Annotated in this window: 20 protein-coding genes and 1 pseudogene; 2 read left to right on the forward strand and 19 right to left on the reverse strand. The window is 61.0% G+C overall.

Features of this window, described 5'->3' with window-relative positions; genetic code table 11:
- Nucleotide 1 precedes the first annotated feature (1 nt).
- From pabC to AB7M23_RS22905, 8 genes are all read right to left on the reverse strand, one after another.
- Nucleotides 2-817: an aminodeoxychorismate lyase gene (pabC, locus tag AB7M23_RS22870; protein WP_454242097.1), complete on the reverse strand. Its 816-nt coding sequence runs from the start codon at nucleotides 815-817 to the stop codon at nucleotides 2-4.
- On the reverse strand, nucleotides 817-2,061 hold the full coding sequence (gene fabF, locus AB7M23_RS22875) for a beta-ketoacyl-ACP synthase II (protein ID WP_099775455.1): 1,245 nt from the start codon (nucleotides 2,059-2,061) through the stop codon (nucleotides 817-819). The genes pabC and fabF overlap by 1 nt, the downstream gene beginning before the upstream one ends.
- Nucleotides 2,062-2,165: 104 nt before the next feature.
- Complete coding sequence (gene acpP, locus AB7M23_RS22880; RefSeq protein WP_003175607.1) at nucleotides 2,166-2,402, reverse strand: acyl carrier protein; 237 nt, start codon at nucleotides 2,400-2,402, stop codon at nucleotides 2,166-2,168.
- Nucleotides 2,403-2,598: 196 nt separating this feature from the next.
- Nucleotides 2,599-3,339: a 3-oxoacyl-ACP reductase FabG gene (gene fabG / locus AB7M23_RS22885; protein ID WP_065761312.1), complete on the reverse strand. Its 741-nt coding sequence runs from the start codon at nucleotides 3,337-3,339 to the stop codon at nucleotides 2,599-2,601.
- Nucleotides 3,340-3,356: 17 nt separating this feature from the next.
- Nucleotides 3,357-4,295, reverse strand: coding sequence for an ACP S-malonyltransferase (gene fabD, locus AB7M23_RS22890; protein ID WP_065761311.1), 939 nt, complete (start codon nucleotides 4,293-4,295; stop codon nucleotides 3,357-3,359).
- A gap of 129 nt (nucleotides 4,296-4,424) precedes the next feature.
- Nucleotides 4,425-5,435, reverse strand: coding sequence for a phosphate acyltransferase PlsX (plsX, locus tag AB7M23_RS22895; protein ID WP_454242098.1), 1,011 nt, complete (start codon nucleotides 5,433-5,435; stop codon nucleotides 4,425-4,427).
- A 3-nt stretch (nucleotides 5,436-5,438) separates the two neighbouring features.
- A complete protein-coding gene (gene rpmF / locus AB7M23_RS22900) occupies nucleotides 5,439-5,621 on the reverse strand; it encodes a 50S ribosomal protein L32 (RefSeq protein ID WP_010447173.1) in 183 nt (60 codons plus the stop codon).
- 13 nt (nucleotides 5,622-5,634) lie between these two features.
- Nucleotides 5,635-6,162 carry a YceD family protein gene (locus AB7M23_RS22905; protein ID WP_065761310.1) on the reverse strand — a complete coding sequence of 176 codons (528 nt, stop codon included), beginning with the start codon at nucleotides 6,160-6,162 and terminating at the stop codon, nucleotides 5,635-5,637.
- Nucleotides 6,163-6,257: 95 nt separating this feature from the next.
- Here AB7M23_RS22905 and AB7M23_RS22910 point away from each other — a divergent pair, with 95 nt between their 5' ends.
- Nucleotides 6,258-6,836, forward strand: coding sequence for a Maf family protein (locus tag AB7M23_RS22910; protein ID WP_065761309.1), 579 nt, complete (start codon nucleotides 6,258-6,260; stop codon nucleotides 6,834-6,836).
- 60 nt (nucleotides 6,837-6,896) lie between these two features.
- Here the strand turns inward: AB7M23_RS22910 and AB7M23_RS22915 are convergent, their stop codons facing one another.
- Genes AB7M23_RS22915 through rluC form a run of 3 tightly spaced genes read right to left on the reverse strand, consistent with a single transcriptional unit; the run spans nucleotide 6,897 to nucleotide 9,522 of the window.
- A complete protein-coding gene (locus AB7M23_RS22915) occupies nucleotides 6,897-7,880 on the reverse strand; it encodes a S49 family peptidase (RefSeq protein ID WP_102053577.1) in 984 nt (327 codons plus the stop codon).
- A gap of 6 nt (nucleotides 7,881-7,886) precedes the next feature.
- Nucleotides 7,887-8,576: an HAD-IA family hydrolase gene (locus AB7M23_RS22920; protein WP_099775457.1), complete on the reverse strand. Its 690-nt coding sequence runs from the start codon at nucleotides 8,574-8,576 to the stop codon at nucleotides 7,887-7,889.
- Entirely contained in the window at nucleotides 8,566-9,522 is a 957-nt protein-coding gene (rluC, locus tag AB7M23_RS22925) for a 23S rRNA pseudouridine(955/2504/2580) synthase RluC (protein ID WP_065761306.1), read from the reverse strand. The genes AB7M23_RS22920 and rluC overlap by 11 nt, the downstream gene beginning before the upstream one ends.
- 746 nt (nucleotides 9,523-10,268) lie before the next feature.
- On the opposite strand from rluC, the gene rne reads away from it, so the two are divergent.
- Nucleotides 10,269-13,397, forward strand: a complete 3,129-nt coding sequence (gene rne / locus AB7M23_RS22930; protein ID WP_454242099.1) for a ribonuclease E — start codon at nucleotides 10,269-10,271, stop codon at nucleotides 13,395-13,397.
- Nucleotides 13,398-13,507: 110 nt separating this feature from the next.
- Here the strand turns inward: rne and murB are convergent, their stop codons facing one another.
- The 8 genes and pseudogenes from murB to AB7M23_RS22970 all read right to left on the reverse strand — a co-directional run bounded on the left by murB (nucleotide 13,508) and on the right by AB7M23_RS22970 (nucleotide 20,332).
- Nucleotides 13,508-14,527 carry a UDP-N-acetylmuramate dehydrogenase gene (murB, locus tag AB7M23_RS22935; RefSeq protein WP_099775459.1) on the reverse strand — a complete coding sequence of 340 codons (1,020 nt, stop codon included), beginning with the start codon at nucleotides 14,525-14,527 and terminating at the stop codon, nucleotides 13,508-13,510.
- The gene (locus AB7M23_RS22940) at nucleotides 14,524-14,988 is read right to left on the reverse strand and encodes a low molecular weight protein-tyrosine-phosphatase (RefSeq protein ID WP_454242100.1); all 465 of its coding nucleotides are present in this window, start codon (nucleotides 14,986-14,988) and stop codon (nucleotides 14,524-14,526) included. Before AB7M23_RS22940 ends, murB begins: the two co-directional genes overlap by 4 nt.
- Nucleotides 14,988-15,752 (reverse strand): 3-deoxy-manno-octulosonate cytidylyltransferase, encoded by a 765-nt coding sequence (gene kdsB, locus AB7M23_RS22945; RefSeq protein WP_454242101.1) that lies wholly within the window; start codon nucleotides 15,750-15,752, stop codon nucleotides 14,988-14,990. Before kdsB ends, AB7M23_RS22940 begins: the two co-directional genes overlap by 1 nt.
- A complete protein-coding gene (locus AB7M23_RS22950) occupies nucleotides 15,749-15,934 on the reverse strand; it encodes a Trm112 family protein (RefSeq protein ID WP_065761464.1) in 186 nt (61 codons plus the stop codon). Before AB7M23_RS22950 ends, kdsB begins: the two co-directional genes overlap by 4 nt.
- A 38-nt stretch (nucleotides 15,935-15,972) precedes the next feature.
- Nucleotides 15,973-16,983, reverse strand: coding sequence for a tetraacyldisaccharide 4'-kinase (lpxK, locus tag AB7M23_RS22955; RefSeq protein WP_454242102.1), 1,011 nt, complete (start codon nucleotides 16,981-16,983; stop codon nucleotides 15,973-15,975).
- A complete protein-coding gene (locus tag AB7M23_RS22960; RefSeq protein WP_065761466.1) occupies nucleotides 16,983-17,414 on the reverse strand; it encodes an ExbD/TolR family protein in 432 nt (143 codons plus the stop codon). The genes lpxK and AB7M23_RS22960 overlap by 1 nt, the downstream gene beginning before the upstream one ends.
- The gene (locus AB7M23_RS22965) at nucleotides 17,411-18,046 is read right to left on the reverse strand and encodes a MotA/TolQ/ExbB proton channel family protein (protein ID WP_177442416.1); all 636 of its coding nucleotides are present in this window, start codon (nucleotides 18,044-18,046) and stop codon (nucleotides 17,411-17,413) included. Before AB7M23_RS22965 ends, AB7M23_RS22960 begins: the two co-directional genes overlap by 4 nt.
- A 71-nt stretch (nucleotides 18,047-18,117) precedes the next feature.
- Nucleotides 18,118-20,332, reverse strand: a pseudogene (locus AB7M23_RS22970) (DNA internalization-related competence protein ComEC/Rec2).
- Between the last annotated feature and the right edge of the window lie 118 nt (nucleotides 20,333-20,450).

Below are 20,450 nucleotides of genomic sequence, written 5' to 3' on the forward strand. Positions count from 1 at the left end.
ATCAGGCATCCAGTAACGTACGGGCAATGGCCTGCAGTTTACGGGTGACCGGGCCCGACGACCAGTTCATCGATCCACACGAGCACACCGGCCAGATACCGTAAACACTGTTACAGAGAAAGACCTCATCGGCTCGCGCAAGATCCTCAAGGGCCAGGTCGCCGACACGAACGTCGATCCCGAGGCGCGCAGCCTCGACCATCAGCGCCGCACGCATGACCCCGGCAACCCCGCAACGGCTGAGGTCGGCAGTCAACAACACGCCATCCCTGACCAGAAACAGATTGCTGTAGACCCCTTCGACCACGCGGCCGGTGATGTCACGCATCAACCCTTCGGCATAGTCGGGATCCTGCCACTCGGAACGGGCCAATACCTGCTCAAGACGATTGAGGTGCTTGAGCCCCGCCAACAGCGGCTGTTCCGCCAGGCGGGTACGGCATTCGAACAGCTTCACACCATGCTCGGCATTGCCAGCGGGGTAAGCCGCTGGCGGATTGCCCTGCAAGATACGCCGCGGCGGCACGCCAGCGGCGGGCGCATAGCCACGCTGACTGTCACCCCGGGTCAGAATGAGCTTGAGCACGCCCTCGCCCAGCAGGCTGGCGTAACGGCTCAACTCATCGCGAATCAGTGCCAGATCGGCGTCAATCGCAAGGCGCTGGCAACCCAGCGCCAAGCGTTCGAGGTGATACTCGAACAATGATGGCCTGCCGGCCTTGACCGCGATGGTCTCAAACAGACCATCGCCGTAGGCCAACCCTCGACTTTGCAGTGCCAGGGTATCGGCCGGCTGACCATCGACCCAGCTTTGCATCAACCAGCGAACCGGCGGAACACCAGCGAGCCGTTGGTACCGCCAAAACCGAAGGAGTTGGACAACACCACATCGATCGACATTTCACGCGCCTGATGCGGCACGAAGTCCAGGTCACACCCCTCGTCCGGCTCATCGAGGTTGATGGTCGGTGGAGCCACCTGGCCGTTGATCGACAGCACGCTGAAGATCGCCTCCACAGCCCCGGCAGCGCCCAGCAGGTGACCGGTCATGGACTTGGTGGAACTGACCGCCAGCTTGTACGCATGCTCACCAAACACCGACTTGATCGCCGATGCTTCCGCCAGGTCACCCGCCGAAGTCGACGTGCCATGGGCGTTGATGTAGCTGACTTCGCTCGGGTCGAGGCGAGCATCACGCAGGGCATTGGCCATGCAGCGTGCAGCACCGGCACCGGTTTCCGGTGGCGAGGTCATGTGATACGCGTCGCCGCTCATACCGAAACCTACCAGCTCGGCATAAATGGTCGCACCACGGGCCTTGGCGTGCTCCAGCTCTTCAAGCACCAGCGCACCGGCGCCGTCGGCCAGAACAAAGCCATCACGGCCCTTGTCCCATGGACGACTGGCACGGGTCGGCTCGTCGTTGCGGGTCGACAGCGCACGAGAAGCGCCAAAGCCCCCCATACCCAAGCCACACGCAGCCATTTCAGCACCACCGGCAATCATCACATCGGCTTCGCCAAAGGCGATATTGCGTGCGGCCATGCCAATGCAATGCGTACCGGTCGTGCATGCCGTGGCAATGGCGTAGTTAGGCCCCTGTACGCCCAGGTGGATCGACAGGAAGCCGGAAATCATGTTGATGATCGAGCCTGGCACGAAGAACGGCGAAATACGCCGAGGCCCCTGCTCATGCAAGGTGCGGCTGGTTTCTTCGATATTGGTCAGGCCACCGATGCCCGAACCCATGGCCACGCCGATACGCTCACGGTTGGCATCGGTCACTTCCAGGCCAGCATTACGCACTGCCTGAAAACCGGCCGCCAGGCCGTACTGGATAAAAAGGTCGAGTTTGCGAGCTTCCTTGACCGACAGGTACTGCTCAACCTCGAAGCCCTTTACCGAGCCGCCAAAACGGGTGGAGTAAGCAGAAAGGTCTGTATGTTCGATCAGACCAATGCCACTGCGGCCAGCCAGAATGCCCTGCCAACTGCTCGGCACGTCCGTACCCAGTGGCGACAGCATACCCATACCGGTGACCACGACGCGTCTACGCGACACAGCACTCTCCTTTTTCTAAGGTCTACATCTCTCGCAAAGAAAAAACCGCACGCCAGTGAAGGCAGTGCGGTTTTTCCATGACAAGAAGCGACGACTACAACGTCTTAAGCCTGGTGGCTGGTGACGTAGTCGATAGCTGCTTGAACAGTAGTGATCTTCTCGGCTTCTTCGTCAGGGATTTCGGTCTCGAATTCCTCTTCCAGAGCCATCACCAGCTCAACGGTGTCAAGGGAATCGGCACCCAGATCTTCGACGAAGGAAGCAGTGTTCACTACTTCTTCTTCTTTAACGCCCAGTTGCTCGGCGACGATTTTCTTGACGCGTTCTTCGATGGTGCTCATACCTTGTTTTCACTCCTAATGGACATATGTCAGGCAGCTGGCCGGGGTGTAAGTGTATAGAAAGAGTTTGGCTTTTCAAGCGCCAAGCGCTTCTCGAACGTCACACCCAACCGCTGACTAGAATTTGGTTGCAGCTTTATAACGGATTTTACACGCCACGTATGACATTTTTTTGAAGCAATCCGTCACATTTGCCTTACATGTACATCCCGCCGTTGACCGGAATGGTTGCACCGGTGACATAACCTGCACCCTCGGACGCCAGGAAAGCCACGACTTTGGCGATTTCCTCGGCTTGTCCCAGACGCCCCAGAGGAATCTGGGTCTGCAGGGCTTCGCGCTGCGCTTCTGGCAGCTCGCGCGTCATGTCAGTGTCGATGAAACCAGGCGCCACCGAGTTGACGGTGATCGCACGGGAGCCCACTTCACGCGCCAGCGCACGGCTGAAGCCTTCCAGGCCAGCTTTGGCAGCTGCATAGTTGACCTGACCGACGTTACCCATGGCACCGACTACCGAACCGATGCTGATGATACGACCCCAGCGCGCCTTGGTCATGCCGCGCAGCACGCCCTTGGACAGACGGTACAGGCTGTTGAGGTTGGTATCGATAACATCGAACCACTCATCATCCTTCATCCGCAGCATCAGGTTGTCGCGGGTGATACCGGCGTTGTTGACCAGGATCGTCGGCGCACCGAACTGCTCCTGAATCGCGGCCAGGGTAGCGGTAACCGACTCATCACTGGTGACGTTCAGCTCAAGGCCGGTACCCGCGATACCGTGCTCCTTGAGGGTCGCAGCGATGCGCTCGGCACCAGCAGCCGAGGTGGCCGTACCGATGACCGTAGCGCCCAGGCGACCCAACTCCAGGGCGATGGCCTGGCCAATGCCACGGCTGGCACCAGTCACCAGTGCAACTTTACCTTGCAGGCTCATGCAAGCTTCTCCTAATTTCAGGCCAGCGCCGCACGGGTGGCGGCGACAGCGTCTGGGGTATTGAGGTTATAGGTGGTCACACCATCGGCGCAGCGCTTGTTCAAACCGGCCAGGACCTTGCCTGGGCCGCACTCGACCAGCGAGGTAGCGCCTTGTGCTGCGAGGTACTGAACGCATTCAACCCAGCGCACTGGCTTGAACAACTGCTCCAGCAAGTCGCGCTTGAGCGTGTCCAGGTCAGCAGAGACCGTCGCGTTGACGTTCTGCACGACCGGAATCTGCGGCGCCTGCCAATCGATGGCAGCAACCGATTCAGCGAACCGTTCAGCAGCCGGGCGCATCAGTTCACAGTGCGACGGCACGCTGACCGGCAATGGCAAGGCACGCTTGGCGCCACGCGCCTTGCACCCTTCGATTGCGCGCTCGACAGCGGCCTTCGAACCGGCGATGACGACCTGGCCAGGCGAGTTGAAGTTGACCGCGCTGACGACGTCACCCTGTGCCGCTTCAGCGCACACAGCGATGACATCCGCATCATCCAGGCCCAAGACCGCAGCCATGGCGCCCTGCCCGGCCGGTACGGCCTCCTGCATCAGCTGACCGCGACGCTCGACCAGTTTCACGGCATCGCCGAGGGACAGGCTACCCGCAGCCACCAGGGCGCTGTATTCGCCCAGGCTGTGACCGGCGACGAACGCAGGGCGAGCACCACCTTCCGCCAACCACAGGCGCCACAGGGCGATCGAAGCGGTCAGGATAGCCGGCTGAGTTTTGTCAGTTTGATTGAGTTGCTCTTCCGGGCCCTGCTGGGTCAGTGCCCAGAGATCATAACCCAGAGCCTCGGAGGCCTCGCGGAAGGTATCGATGACCAGTGGGTACTGGGCGCCCAGCTCGGCCAGCATGCCGAGGGACTGCGAACCTTGACCCGGAAAGACGAATGCGAGGGATGCAGACATTGAACAAGCCCCTAATGATCTTGTCGTCGAAAATTGAGCGAACAGTCGCAGGACTGATCGCAAGAAACTGAAAATTGGATGGTAACGAGAACCAAGCGGTCACATTTAACCACTTCCTTGCCGATATGCCTAAAGCAACAGATCCTCAAGACGCCCATGCAAGCGCTGCGGCAGATCTTCCTGGATTTCGATCAGTGCACGCTGAATAGCACTCTGAAACCCCTGAACGCCCGCAGAACCATGGCTTTTGATGACAATACCCTGCAACCCCAGAAAGCTCGCACCATTGTGTCGCGCTGGCGCAAGATCGGCCTGCAAGCGCTTGAGCAATGGCATGGCCATGGCACCTGCCACGCGAGCAAACACCCCCTCACGGAACAGCGCCTGAATACGCGCACCGATCATGGTTGCCAGGCCTTCACTGGATTTGAGCAGGATATTGCCGACAAAACCGTCGCAGACCACGACATCAGCCTCACCACGGTACAAGCCATCACCCTCGACGAAGCCGATGTAGTTCAAGCCCTTGGCATTCTGCAACAGACTGGCAGCCAGCTTGACCTGCTGATTACCCTTGATGTCTTCAGTGCCTATGTTGAGCAGCGCCACGCGCGGACGATAGACACCCAGCGCCTGAGCCGCCACCGAACCCATCACTGCAAACTGATAGAGGTGCTCGGCACTGCAATCGACATTGGCCCCCAAATCAAGCAACTGACAGTAGCCAGCCTGCGTAGGAATGGCTGCCACCATCGCCGGGCGATCAACACCTGGCAGCGTTTTCAGCACATAACGCGACAGCGCCATCAGCGCACCGGTATTGCCAGCACTCACGCAGGCCTGAACCTTGCCATCACGCAATAATTCAAGGGCGACGCGCATGGACGAATCCGGCTTGCCACGCAACGCCTGCGAAGGCCGCTCATCCATGCCGATCACTTCACTGGCCGCAACAATCTGCAGACGCGAGCGATCCGCTGCCGACTGGCCAGCGATCAAATCTTCAAGGAGGGAGGGTTGACCAACGAGGGCCAGGTGCAGCGAGGGGGTAGCCGAAAGGCAAGCAATGCTCGCCTGAACAATGCTGCGGGGACCGAAGTCCCCGCCCATTGCGTCGATCGCGATGATCTGAGCGGACAAGGATTACTCGTCAGCGCCCTTGTCGATCACTTTACGACCACGGTATACGCCTTCTGGCGATACGTGGTGGCGCAGGTGAACTTCACCGGTGGTTTTTTCTACGGACAGAGCGCTGGCCTCGAGGGCGTCGTGCGAACGGCGCATGTCACGGGCAGAGCGGGATTTTTTGTTCTGCTGAACAGCCATAATTGATTAACTCCTAAACGTTTGGGTCACGCTTTAACTGCGCCAATACACTGAACGGGTTGGACCGCGTTACCTCGTCCTCGCTCGGCTCGGGCTCATCGGCGCCCGCCGGCTGCTGGCATTCTTCCGGATGATGAGCAGGCACAATGGGCAAGGCGAGCAAAAGCTCCTCCTCGATCAATGCCTGCAGATCCAATGGATCTTCGCCCAGTTCCAGCACGTCATAACCTTTCGGTAACGACTGGGTATTCGAACCCTCCTTCACCACAGCGTAAGTACATTCGCTATGGATCGGCAGGGTAACCAGCTCAAGACAACGCTGGCAAACCATTTTGACTTCGACGTTGAGGTCAGTGTGTATAACCACTGTCTTCTGTTCGTCTCGCTCAAAATCGAATTTCGCCTGCACCATACCGACATTGTCGGAAAGCGGGTCGCAGAGTCTCTCCAAATCGGCCAGCAGCACTTTCCCTTCAAGGGAAACGCCACGATCTGCCAATTTGCGCGGGTCAACGTGAGGTGGAATCGGGTCATTCAACATAGGCGCAGCATTCTAGGGATGCCCCCCGCCCCTGTCAAAGGAAATTAGGCCCCATGGCTCATGTTAGAATTGGCGAACCCGCTCAGGAGTTCATCATGCTGCCTTTATTACTGGCTTCAAGCTCACCCTACCGGCGCGAATTGCTGGCGCGCCTGCAACTCCCCTTCAACTGGGCCGCCCCGGACATTGACGAGCGACGCCTGGATGAAGAGCCCGCCGTAGAGCTGGTGAAGCGCCTGGCACTGGAAAAAGCCGAAGCGCTGGCCACCACCCACGCCAACCACCTGATCATCGGTTCCGACCAGGTCGCGGTACTGGGCGAGCAGATTCTCGGCAAGCCGCACACTTTCGACAAGGCCTGCGAACAGTTGCTGGCAGCCAGCGGCAATCATGTCACCTTCCTCACCGGGCTTGCCCTGCTCAACAGCAGCACTGGCCACGCCCAGGTTGACTGCGTGCCTTTCACGGTCAACATGCGCGAACTGGACCTGCCACGCATCGAGCGCTACCTGCGCACCGAACAACCCTATGACTGCGCTGGCAGCTTCAAGGCCGAAGGCCTGGGCGTCAGCCTGTTTCAAAGCACCCACGGCGTCGACGCAACCAGCCTGGTGGGCCTGCCGCTGATTCGCCTGGTGGACATGCTGCTCAAGGAAGGCGTCACCATTCCTTGAGGCGCAAAAAAGCCGACCCTCAGGTCGGCTTCTGCCTAAACACGCAACACCGTGGCACGATCAGCGCAGCGTCGGCCCCTGAAAACCCATCCACATTGCCAAATGCTCGGCAACACTGGCCCCCAGGCGCTTGGAGAAGCGATCAAACGGCGACTCTTCAATCGTAAAGTCCACCAGGTTTTTCTCCCCAATCACATCGCGTGCGACATAACTGGCACTGCCAAGGCCGTCCACCAACCCCAACTTCACCGCCTGCTCGCCCGACCAGATCAGGCCGCTGAATAACTCTGGATGCTCTTTATCCTTGAGTCGCTCACCACGCCCCTGCTTGACGCTGGCAATGAACTGCCGATGAGTGGTCTCCAGCACACCCTGCCAGAACCTGGTTTCTTCAGGCTTCTGCGGCTGGAACGGATCCAGGAATGCCTTGTGCTCGCCGGCCGTGTAGGTACGGCGCTCAACACCGAGCTTTTCCATGGTTCCGACAAAGCCATAACCCGCAGCAGTCACACCAATCGACCCTACCAGGCTGGCCTTGTCGGCATAAATCTGATCAGCCGCACTGGCGATGTAATAAGCACCAGACGCCCCCAGGTCACTGATGACGGCGTACACCTTGATCGCCGGGTACTGCGCACGCAGACGAAGAATCTCGTCATAAATGTACCCAGACTGCACCGGGCTGCCGCCCGGGCTGTTAATGCGCAGGATCACACCCTTGGTCTTGGGATCTTCAAACGCCGCACGCAAGCTACCGACTATGTTGTCGGCACTGGCAGGCTCCTGATCAGCGATCATGCCACGCACTTCGATCAGCGCGGTATGACTGGAGCCACGAGCCGCCGCCTTCTCGACATCCATCAACGGCGTGAACAGCATCAGGGCGCCAAACAGATAAGCGAAGGTCAACAGCTTGAAAAAGATGCCCCAGCGCCTGGCGCGCCGCTGCTCCTGCACGCCAGCCAGCAGCGTTTTTTCAAGCAGCTGCCAGCTTTTCTGCTCTTCATTCTTTTCAGCGCTGGGCGCTTTCCATTCATCAGCCATGCTCACCTACCCTGGGATACCGTCACAGCCGACCGGCGCGCCAGCAAGGCCCAGCCAATCCTGCAACTGAGAAAAATGATCGATGGACAGCCGAGGCTCATAGGCGCTCAATACCTCCAGCGACATCGCACCATGACCGACCGCAACCGAATGCACACCTGCATTGCGCGCCATCAACAAGTCAAACGCCGAATCCCCGACCATCAGCGCACGCGCAGGCGCGACACCACAATGCGCGAGAATCTCTTCCAACATCAAGGGATGAGGCTTGCCCCGGGTCTCGTCAGCGGCACGGGTGATATCGAAGAAATGCTCCCAGCCATTGGCCTGGAGCACCCGATCAAGGCCGCGACGCGCCTTTCCGGTCGCAACCGCCAGCCGATAGCCATCCGCGCGAAACGCCTCAAGCGCCTCGACAACCCCGTCGTACAACGGCGAGGGCTGCTCATCCAGCGCCATGTAAACGTCAGCATAGTGCTGCCGGAACGCCGCCACCGCCGACGCATCAAGCTGCGGATACAGCGTGCTGATCGCCTCAGGCAAGGCCAGACCGATAATCCCCTTGACCGCCTCGACTTCGCTGCGCGGGTGGCCGCCACGATCTGCCGCCAGGTGCATCGCCTCGACAATACGCCCGATCGAGTCGGCCAGCGTGCCGTCCCAATCGAAGATCAGCAGGTCGTACTCACGACGCACTCAGACGCTCCACAGTCTTGGACCACATGTCATCCACAGGCGCCTCAAGCTTTAGCACGCCGCCATCAGGCATCGGCACATTCAAGGCATAGGCGTGCAGGAACAAGCGCTTGCCGCCCAGCTCACGAATCTCGCGAGTGAAGTCTTCATCGCCATACTTGCTGTCGCCAGCAATGCAGTGCCCGGCATGCAAGGCATGCACCCGGATCTGGTGAGTACGCCCCGTCACCGGACGCGCCTCGACCATCGTGGCGAACTCACCGAAACGGCGCAGGACACGGAACAGCGTCAACGCCTCCTTGCCTTCAGGGTTCACCTCGACCATGCGTTCACCGGAGCGCAGATTGCTCTTGAGCAACGGCGCGCTGACCTGCTTCTTGGCCGTCGCCCAATGACCGCGCACCAGCGCCATGTAGCGCTTGTCTACGCCGTCACCGCGCAAGGCCGCGTGCAGGTGGCGCAGCATGCTGCGCTTCTTGGCGATCATCAGCAGGCCAGAGGTATCCCGATCGAGGCGGTGGACCAGCTCCAGCTCCTTGGCATCGGGGCGCAACTGACGGAAGGCTTCAATGACACCGAAGCTCAGGCCACTACCACCATGCACGGCGATCCCGGCAGGCTTGTTCAGCACGATCAGTGCCTTGTCTTCGTAGACAATGGCCGCTTCCAGGCGCTGCAGCAAACCCTGGGCAACCGGTGCCGGCTCGTCGCGCTCGGGCAGACGAACGGGCGGCACGCGCACCACATCGCCCGCCTGCAACTTGTACTCAGGCTTGATCCGCCCCTTGTTAACCCGCACTTCGCCTTTACGCAAAATGCGGTAAATCAAGGTCTTGGGAACGCCCTTGAGTGCAGTGATAAGAAAATTGTCGATACGTTGGCCGGCAAGTTCCGGCGCGACCTCAATCAGCTGAACGCCGGGGGTCGGAGGGGTATTGGTCGTCATTTGCGCATCATAACAATTTTTTATGGATTTGAAGCACTTAATGATTGCTGCTATAGTCGCGAACGCCGCCAAAAGCGGCTGGCCAGCGGACCAATGGCTTTGAGCCGGCCCTGACCTACGCAATTCTTGAGGACGCGAGGCCGTCCGACGGGGTGTTTGCCAGTTTACAAAATGCCTGGAATAGCCACCAGCGCAGACGAGAGAAGACCGATAAAAAACAAAAAGAGCGGTGCATTACCCTCCCTTCACGTTTTTTTCGATGCCACTCCGTCAGTGCAATCGCTTCCGCGCAGTTATGGCGAACGCTTCGGAAATACAAGCCTTAGCCATAAATGCGCGGGCTCCCGTACGGAGCCGGCGATAAATGCAACCCGTTGCGGATTCAGCGCGCGGCAGCACCCGAATTATCAGGGATACGTGTAGGGTGGAGATGCACAACCGTCGGACCGTGTAGTAATGCGTCCGGTCGACAGGCCTCTACGGGCCCACTCGTCCAGACCCGTTCTTGATCAAGATGCCCCCGTGGCGTCCATGGCCGAAGGCTGATTCCTCCTCCTGACTGAGTGCATTTGACACCACAGCTAGCAGGACGCGTCGTCGCGACTTCGGCAGCACTGGATTCCAGTCAGGCCGAATCTCGCTAGACACGGGAGTGGCCCGCCACCCCTGACGCACCCTGACACCGACCGTGAGAAGTCGTGTGTGCCGAACGCCGTTTCCGGCAGCCCGGAAACCGACGGTACTACATGAAAAGAATGCTGATTAACGCAACTCAACCCGAAGAGTTGCGTGTTGCTCTGGTGGACGGCCAACGTCTCTACGACCTGGATATCGAGTCCGGCGCTCGCGAGCAGAAGAAAGCCAACATCTATAAAGGCCGGATTACCCGGATCGAACCCAGCCTCGAAGCCGCATTTGTCGACTTCGGTTCTGAGCGCCATGGCTTCCTGCCACTGAAAGAAATTTCCCGCGAATACTTCAAGAAGGCCCCAGAAGGCCGCGTCAACATCAAGGAAGTATTGAGCGAAGGCCAGGAAGTCATCGTCCAGGTCGAGAAAGAAGAGCGTGGCAACAAGGGCGCCGCCCTGACCACCTTCATCAGCCTGGCTGGCCGCTACCTGGTACTGATGCCGAACAACCCGCGTGCCGGTGGCATCTCGCGCCGCATCGAAGGCGAAGAGCGCAACGAACTGCGCGAAGCCCTCAATGGCCTGGTCGCCCCTGCCGACATGGGCCTGATCGTTCGCACTGCCGGCCTGGGCCGCAGCAGCGAAGAGATGCAATGGGACCTGGACTACCTGCTGCAGCTCTGGACTGCAATCAAGGAAGCCTCCCTGGATCGCGCTGCTCCTTTCCTGATCTACCAGGAAAGCAATGTCATCATTCGTGCTATTCGCGACTACCTGCGCCAGGACATCGGCGAAGTACTGATCGACAGCATCGACGCCCAGGAAGAAGCCCTGACCTTCATCCGTCAGGTGATGCCGCAGTACGCCAGCAAGATCAAGCTCTACGAAGACAGCGTCCCGCTGTTCAATCGTTTCCAGATCGAAAGCCAGATCGAAACCGCCTTCCAGCGCGTGGTCGAACTGCCATCGGGCGGCTCGATCGTGATCGATCCAACCGAAGCCCTGGTCTCCATCGACATCAACTCGGCGCGCGCCACCAAAGGCAGCGACATCGAGGAGACTGCGCTGCAGACCAACCTGGAAGCAGCCGAAGAAATCGCCCGCCAACTGCGCCTGCGCGACATTGGTGGCCTGATCGTAATCGACTTCATCGACATGACGCCGGCGAAAAACCAGCGCGCCGTCGAAGAGAAGGTACGTGAATGCCTGGAAGCCGACCGCGCACGCGTTCAGGTTGGCCGCATCTCGCGTTTCGGTCTGCTGGAAATGTCCCGCCAACGCCTGCGCCCATCTCTGGGCGAGAGCAGCGGCATCGTCTGCCCACGCTGCAGCGGCACCGGCATCATCCGTGACGTCGAATCCCTGTCGCTGGCCATCCTGCGCCTGATCGAAGAAGAAGCCCTGAAGGACCGCACTGCTGAAGTGCGCGCCCAAGTGCCGATTCCGGTCGCAGCGTTCCTGCTCAACGAAAAACGCAACTCGATCACCAAAATCGAACTGCGTACCCGTGCACGCATCGTGATCCTGCCAAATGATCACCTTGAAACCCCGCACTTCGAAGTCCAGCGCTTGCGCGATGACAATCCAGAAGCGCTGAGCGGCCAGTCCAGCTACGAAATCGCCGCCACCGAGACCGAAGAAGTCCAGCCAGTTGCCGCGACTCGCACCCTGGTTCGCCAGGAAGCCGCGGTCAAGACTGCACCGGCCCGCGCCAATGCACCGGTACCTGCCGCACCAGAACAGCCTGCCGCCCCTGTGCACGCTGCGCCGGAGCCAAGCCTGTTCAAAGGCCTGGTCAAGTCGCTGGTGAGCCTGTTCGCCAGCAAGGAAGCGCCTGCCGCTGCACCGGTTGTCACCGAGAAGCCAGCCGCCGAACGCCCACAGCGCAACGAAGAGCGCCGTAGCGGTCGTCAGCAGAGCCGCAGCCGCAACGGTCGTCGCGACGAAGAGCGCAAGCCACGTGAAGAACGCGCCGAGCGTGCCCCACGCGAAGAGCGTCAGCCGCGCGAAGCCCGTGAAGAAACCCCGGCCCGCGAAGAACGCGCACCACGCCCGCCGCGCGAAGAGCGCCAACCACGCCCACCGCGTGAAGAGCGTCGCCGTGACGAACGCGTTCGTGAACTGCGCGAACCCCTGGATGCCACTGCACCGGCTACTGCCGCCGCACCGGCCGTACGCGAAGAGCGTCCTGAGCGCGCCCCTCGTGAAGAACGCGTAGCCCGCGAAGAACGCGCTCCACGCGAAGAGCGTGCACCGCGTGAAGAACGCGCGCCACGTGAAGAGCGTGCACCACGCGAAGAACGTGCACCACGCGAAGAGCGCCAACCGCGCCCACCACGTGAAGAGCGTCAGCCACGTCCTGCCGAGGTTGCTGCCGAAGCGACCGAAGAGCAACTGCCAAACGAAGAGCTGCTGCAAGAAGAAGCCGAAGGCGCCGATGGCGAGCGCCCACGTCGCCGCTCTCGCGGTCAGCGTCGCCGTAGCAACCGTCGTGAACGTCAACGTGATGCCAATGGCAACGTCGTTGAAGGCAGCGAAGAAGCGGCTGAAGAGTCGAGTGCCGAACAGGCAGCGGGCGTTGTCGTTGCTGCAGGCGCAGCCATCAGCGCTGAAGCCGAAGCACAGGCCAACCAGCAAGCTGAAAACGCTACCGCTGCTGTCGAAGCACCTGTAGCCGCTACCGAGGTCGTCGCAGAGGCTGCACCTGCAGTTGAAGCCGCACCGGTAGAAGCCGCACCTGCGGTAGTTGAAGCTGCAGTAGTTGAAGCTGCCGTGGTCGACATTGCCCCTGCCGCCGAACAGCCTGCGGTACCTGTCGAAGCCATTGAACCTGGCGCGGCTCCGGTGGTGGAAGTCACCCCTACCCCAGCTGAAGTTGTAGTCGAGACCCCGACCGCTGCCAAGGAAGCCGAGCCTGCAGTCGAAGCCCCTGCTCCGGTTGTGGTTGAAGCACCCGCTGCCGAGCCGGTAGTCGCCGCCGAAGCACCTGCCCTGCCGCAACCAAGCAGTGGCCGCGCACCAAACGACCCACGCGAAGTGCGTCGTCGCAAGCGCGAAGCTGAAGCTGCTGCAGCCGCGGCAGCCGCTAAAGCTGCAGAGGCACCTGCTGCCGCCGTCGAGGCACCAGTAGAAGCCCCCGCACAAGCTGAGCAACCGTCAACCGAAGCTGTCGTAACGGCAGAAGAAGTGACCGAGCAAAGCCCAAAAGCACTGGAAACCACAGAAGAGCCTAAACCGCTCGCCTGATTCCCACGGCTGAAAAAAAGCCCCGCCAGCTAACGCTGGCGGGGCTTTTTTTATTGGCTGAAACTCAACCCGGACTCACCGCGATACCGCATACGGCGGCTGCGCCACACTCAGTACAGATTAGGCTCCATCTCCAGTTCGACGCCAAAACGCTCAAGGATATCGACCTGGATCTTCTGTGCCAGCCGATGAAGCTGTGCGCCACTGGCCTGGCCGTAATTGACCAGCACCAATGCCTGAAGTCGGTGAACACCAGCATCGCCATCACGATAGCCTTTCCAGCCGGCCAGTTCGATCAACCAGCCCGCCGCCAACTTCACCCGACCATCTGCCTGAGGGTATGCCACAAGCCCTGGATGAGCCTGACGAATATGCTCAGCCAGGGCAGCAGACACCACCGGGTTCTTGAAGAAACTTCCCGCATTGCCCAATTCAGCAGGGTCCGGCAGTTTTTCCCGGCGAATGCTGCAAATCGCATCGCTGACATTCTGCGCCGTTGGCTGTTCGATACCCTGCTCGCTCAAGCGCTGACGCACTGGCCCATAGTCCAGGTGCAAGTGCATGACCCGGCTCAGGGCGAAGCGCACACGCAGGATCAACCAACGCCCGGGATTACGCTTGAACAGGCTGTCACGGTAGGCAAATGCACAGTCTTCAAGGGCAAACTCATGCAGTTCACCGGTCTGACGATCCAACGCAGTCAGCCCGACAAATACATCCTTGATCTCTACGCCGTAAGCACCGATGTTCTGCATCGGCGCAGCACCGACCGTACCCGGAATAAGGCTGAGGTTTTCAAGCCCCGACAGCCCCTGCGCCAGGGTCCACTGGACAAACGCATGCCACGGCTCACCAGCCTCGGCCTCCACGATGACCCGCTGCCCGTCATCGGCGAGAATCCGCACCCCCTTGCTGGCCATGCGCAGTACCAACGCGTCGATATTGGCCGTGAGCAACAGGTTGCTGCCGCCTCCAATCACCAGCACCGGCCACTGCTGCGCAGCCGCATGGGCCAATACCTCACGCACCTCCGCATCGGTGTGCGCTTCGGCAAAATGCGCTGCACGCACATCAATACCGAAGGTGTTGTAAGGCTTGAGCGAAACACCTGATAGCACCTGTACGCTCATAAACGCCCCTTCAACTCGATAACCAGCCCCCGACAGGCGCTCTCGATCAGGTCGAGCACCTGCTCAAAGCCCTGCTCGCCACCATAGTAAGGGTCTGGCACTTCATCGACAGCCCCCTCGAAGCGCCGCAGAAACAGGTCCAGCTCTGCCTTGGCCTGCGCCGGACGCATCGCCTGCAAGTGCCCCAGATTACTGTTATCCATCGCCAGGATCAGGTCGTAACGCTCGAAATCGGCAACACTGACCTGCTGCGCACGCTGCCGGGACAGATCATAGCCACGCAACTGAGCCGCACGCCGGGTACGGCTGTCTGGAGGCTTGCCGACATGCCAGTCACCGGTTCCGGCCGATGCCACCTCGATCACCTCAGCCAGGCCCGCCTCCTTCAACTGATGGCGCAAAACACCCTCAGCGGTCGGCGAGCGGCAGATGTTGCCCAGGCAGACAAAAAGAACCCGCATCAAGCCTCCAGCAAGCGCCGCACGCGCTCGAGATCTTCAGGGGTATCAACCCCTACCGGCGGGGCCTCCAGGGCATCGGCCACATGGATACGCACACCGTTCCAGAGCGCCCGCAACTGCTCAAGCGACTCGGTTTTCTCCAACCAGCACGGTCCCCAGCCGACGAAATCCTGCAGGAAACCGGCACGGTAGGCATACATGCCAATGTGTCGGCGATACGGCACACCCGGCGGAAGCTGATCGCAGCTCTGCGCAAAGGCATCACGGGCAAATGGCAACGGGGCACGACTGAAGGTCAGGGCCAGACCGTTGCAATCACTGACCACCTTGACCGCGTTCGGATTGAACAAGGCCTCGACCTCGGTAATCAGTTCGGCCAGGGTAGCGATACCGGCCTCCGGGTGAGCGGCCAGGTTAGCCGCCACCTGATCGATGATCACGGGCGGAATCAGGGGCTCGTCGCCCTGCACGTTGACCACGATCGCATCGGCAGACAGGCCCAACTGAGTCGCCACTTCGGCCAGACGGTCGGTACCCGAATCATGATCCTCACGGGTCATCAGCACTTCAGCGCCAAAGGCCTCACAGGCCTTGAAGATCTCGGCATCATCGGTGGCCACGACCACCCGTGCCGCGCTGCTCTTGCGCGCCTGCTCCCAGACATGCTGGATCATCGGCTTGCCGGCAATCAGCAGCAGCGGTTTGCCCGGCAGCCGGGTGGAACGCAAACGGGCCGGAATCACAACCGTGAACGCTTGACTCATTTTTCCAGGCGCTCTTCGTCGGTCAGGGTGCGCGCTTCGCTCTCCAGCATGACCGGGATACCGTCGCGAATCGGGTAGGCAAGACCAGCGCCCTTGCTGATCAGCTCGGTCTTGTCAGCGCTGAGCTTGAGCGGGCCCTTGGTGATCGGGCAAGCAAGGATATCGAGCAATTTGGTGTCCATGGAAATTCCTCAGGCCTGTGGCCGGAAAAAGAAAAGGTTCAGGGTTGCCGATGCCCGGGCAGCAAACGCGCCAGTTGGCCGTCGAACCAGCGGGCGAAGGCCGGCGAAGGCACCGCATCTACAGCAAGGTACCACCAGTCGGCAGCGGCGAAGGCACGGCATTTCACCGCATCCTTTTCGGTCATCACCAGCGGCAAGGACGGCGTAAAGTTCAAGGCCTCGGCGCTATAGACCGCATGATCGGCAAAGGGATGTGGCTCTGATCGCCAGTTTAGCCCCTGCAAGGTATTGAAGAAACGCTGCGGATTGCCGATCCCGGCCACCGCATGCACGGCCTGGCCAGGCGGAAAATGCTCGACGCCACGACGCTCGCCACTGCGAACATTGACCAGCGCGGTCGGCTCAAGCCCAAAGGCATAGCCTTCGTCACTGTCGGCCGCAGCACCATTGAACAGTACCGCATCGACCTCATGCAGGCGCTCGACCGGCTCACGCAGTGGGCCCGCCGGCAGGCAGCGACGATTGCCCAAGCCGCGTGCCGCATCGATCAGCACCAGTTCCAGATCGCGGGCCAGCCGATAATGCTGCAAACCGTCATCACTGAGGATGAGGTCCAGTGGCTCGGCAGCCAACAACGCCTGGACCGCGCGCGACCGGTCGGGATCGATCATCAGCGGCACACCGCTACGCTGGACGATCAACAACGGTTCATCGCCCGCCTGAGCAGCAGACTGGTCGGCACGCACGCGCCAGGGGAGCTGCGGCGGTGTGGCGCCATAGCCGCGGCTCACCACACCGACACGCAGCCCCTGGCGGCGGCAGTGTTCGATCAGCCAAAGAATCAGGGGGGTCTTGCCGGTACCGCCGACGGTGATATTACCCACTACCACCACCGGTACCGGGGCACGGTAACTGCTGCTCTCACCGGCCAGAAAACGCTGGCGCTTGCGCAACACCACGCGCCGGTAGAGGGCTTCCAGCGGCCGCAACAAGGCAAGGGCCGGATGCCCGGCATACCAGGCCTTGAGCAATCGATCGGCAAAGGCCATCAAGGATTCCCCGGCGCCGCCTCGACCGTGGTCATGCGCAACTGGCTGAAGCCCAGCTTGCCCGCCGCATCCATCGCGGTGACCACCGCCTGATGCGGCGTCTTGCCATCAGCGCTGATCGACAACGGCAGGCGGGTGTCCCCACCCGACTCTTTTTGCAAGGCATCGATCAGCGTCGCCAGATCACTCTTGGGCAACAGGTTATTGTTCAGCGAGTACACGCCCTCAGCACTGATGGTGATTTCCAGCTGCTTGAGCTCCGACTCCGGGGCCGGCGTACCACTGACCGCCTCCGGCAACTCGACGCGCAACTGGGTTTCACGCGTGAAGGTGGTGGTGACCACAAAGAACAGCAGGAGGATGAACACCACATCGATGAGTGAGGCCAGGTTGATGTCCACGGTCTCCCGTGGCTTGCGCCGGAATTTCACGCCCTGCCCTCGGCCAGATCAACATCACGGTCGCCCTGAACCACTTCGACCAGCTTGATTGCTTCTTGCTCCATACCCACCACCAGCTCGTCGATACGTCGCTGCAGGAAGCGGTGGAAAAAGACCGCAGGGATACCCACCATCAGGCCGGCCGCCGTGGTGATCAACGCCTTGGAAATACCGCCCGCCAGCACCGAGGCGTTGGCCGACATGCCCGTGCCCATGAACGAGCTGAAGATATCGATCATGCCCAACACCGTTCCCAGCAAGCCGAGCAGTGGCGCCATTGCGGCAATGGTGCCCAGTGCATTGATGTAGCGCTCCAGCTCGTGAATGACCCGGGCAGCGGCTTCTTCAATGCACTCTTTCATAATTTCGCGACCGTGCCGCGAGTTCGCCAGGCCCGCGGCGAGGATCTCGCCCAGTGGCGAATCGGCGCGCAAGGCCTTGAGCTTTTCGCTATTGAGTTGCTTGTCCTGAATCCAGCGCCAGACCTGACCCAGCAGGTGTGGCGGGGTGACGCGGCTGGCGCGCAGGGTCCACAGGCGCTCGGCGACGATCGCCATGGCGGCGATGGAACTCAGAATGATCGGCAGCATCATCCAACCGCCAGACTTGACCAATTCCCACACAGTAACGACCCCCTCGAAAAAGTCCGCCACTTTACCATAGGGCTCCCACCGCCCGCAGGTCGTCATGTCGGCTAACGCCAGAAGCGCCGCTGGCTGCGTATCCCTTCAGGCTCGGCAAATCGTCCCAAGCGCAGCGACAGCGCACCTTCCACTGCGCTGTCGTACGGCGTGATACCCAACATCGCAAAACGCGCCATCACCTCGGGATGAGGATGGCCGAAGGCGTTGTAACGCCCGCGCGAAATCAAGACCCCTTTGGGTGCCAACGCCTCAAGAAAAGCCAGGCTGGAGGCGCTGCGGCTACCATGATGGGGCGCCTGCAGCCAGTCGACGTGGGGCGCTGTCGCGGCCTGGAGCCAGGCGCGCTCACCGTCCGCATCGATGTCCCCGGTGAGCAGCAAACGCTCACCCGACGCCTCGACCCACAACACGCATGAGCCTTGATTGCTGTCGGCGGCATCGTGCCATTGCCATACAGAAAAGCGTACGCCATCCCACTCCCAGTGTTCACCGGCAACACAGGGCTGCGCCTGCAAGGCCTGGGGCAACCTCTGCACCTCACCGGCCAGCACCCGCGCAACCGGCAAACCACGCTTCACCGCCAGCGCGCCTCCGGCGTGGTCGGCATCGGCATGACTGAGCAACATCAGGTCGAGCGTACTCACCCCCAGCTTAAGGAGCGTAGGCAGTACGATGCGCTCCCCCAGATCGACCTCCCCCATGGCCGGCCCCGCGTCATACAACAGGGGTGTGGTGACGGGTACGCAGAATGAAGGCCTGCCCCTGCCCTACATCCAGTTGCCAGACGTCCAACTGCCCCTCTGGCACCTCATCACGCGGGGCAAACACCGCCAGCATGACAGCCGGCCAACCCAATACCCGCATCGGCAGCCCTTTGGGCAACAACACCAGGAACACCCCAAGGCAAACCAGCAGCCATGCCCATAACGGCAAGGCAGCCGGCACCCAGGCCGGCTGCCAGTCGGCGACCTGCCCGAGCACACCAAACAGCACATCGAGCAAACCACCTGCCAGCCACAGCAGGCTTGTACCGAGAACCGGCACACCCAGCAGTAACGTCCCTGCCAGGGCGACGGGCAACACCAGCACACTGATCCAGGGCACCGCCAGCAGATTGGCCAGCGGCGCACTGAGGCTCACGGGCAACCCAAGCACCAGCAAGAATGGCAGCAACCCCAAGGCGATCATCCATTGCGCCCGGGTCCATGCCTGCCAGACACGCCAGGCACCCAGCCGCCCGCTAAAGGTGAAGATCAGGATCGCGACAGCACCAAAGGACAACCAGAACCCCGGCTGCAGGCTGGCCAGCGGTTCAATCAGCAATACCGCATTGAGCGCCAGCAGCCACGGCAGCGTTACCCCCAGATGACGAAAACGCAGACGCCAGAGCAACACCACCGCCAACATGATGCAGGCTCGACGCACTGGCACCTGAAACCCGGCGAGCAGGCCGTACCCCAGCGCAGCGGCAAGCGCCAGCAAGCAGGCCGCGGGCAACCAGGGCAGCGCACGCGGCCAGAGCCCGAAACGCGCCAGCCCCGCCACCACCGCATAGACCAACCCGGCCAGCAACCCAATGTGCTGCCCTGAGATCACCAACAGGTGTACCGTGCCGGTGGCCTGCAGCGCCTGCCAGTCAGCGCGTGCCAGGCCACTGCCATCGCCTAACACCAGGGCAGCCAGTACCCCTTCGCGCCCTTGGGCATCGACCGCCATTAGCCGTTGTCGAATCGCGTCGCGCCAGGCCATGCTCGCGGGCGCCAGGCGCTCACCGTCCTTGACACTGCCGGTCGCGCCGATACGACGCGCCAGCAGGGTCATTTCCTGATCAGCCGCATGAGGGTTGAGCAGGCCCGCCGGACGCTTGAGGCTGACGGCAAGGCGCCAGCGCTCTCCGCTGTTAACAGGCGGCCCGCCATACCAGCTCAGACGCAAGCGCTGAGGCAGCTGGGCGCGGCGTGAGGTGACCTCGGCAAGTTCAAAGCGCACCGACTGCGCCGTGTGTTCAGGCAAGCCAACCACTCGCCCCTCCACCCACAGCGTGCGGCCGTCCAGTTCTGACGACAGGCGATCATCCAGCGCGCCTTGCGCCGATACACAGGCCCAGCAAAAACCCAGCAGGAAACACCCCAAGGGGTAGGCCCGCGACGGCAGACAGCACAGCCCAAGCAGTATCAGCGCAACCCACACCCCGACCGAAGGCAGTGCAGGAAGCCAACGCAGGCATAACAGCCCGAGTGCAAGCGCAATCATCCCTGTGCGCATGATCTGAAGCTCCTGAAAAAGAATCACCCCAGAGGCTTAGATCAGCGACGGCATATGCTTGCTTATTAATTGTCACAAAGTCTGAATTGGAGGCTTTTAGAATCCGTGCATACTGGCG

The organism is Pseudomonas sp. HLS-6 TE3448 (assembly GCF_053629555.1).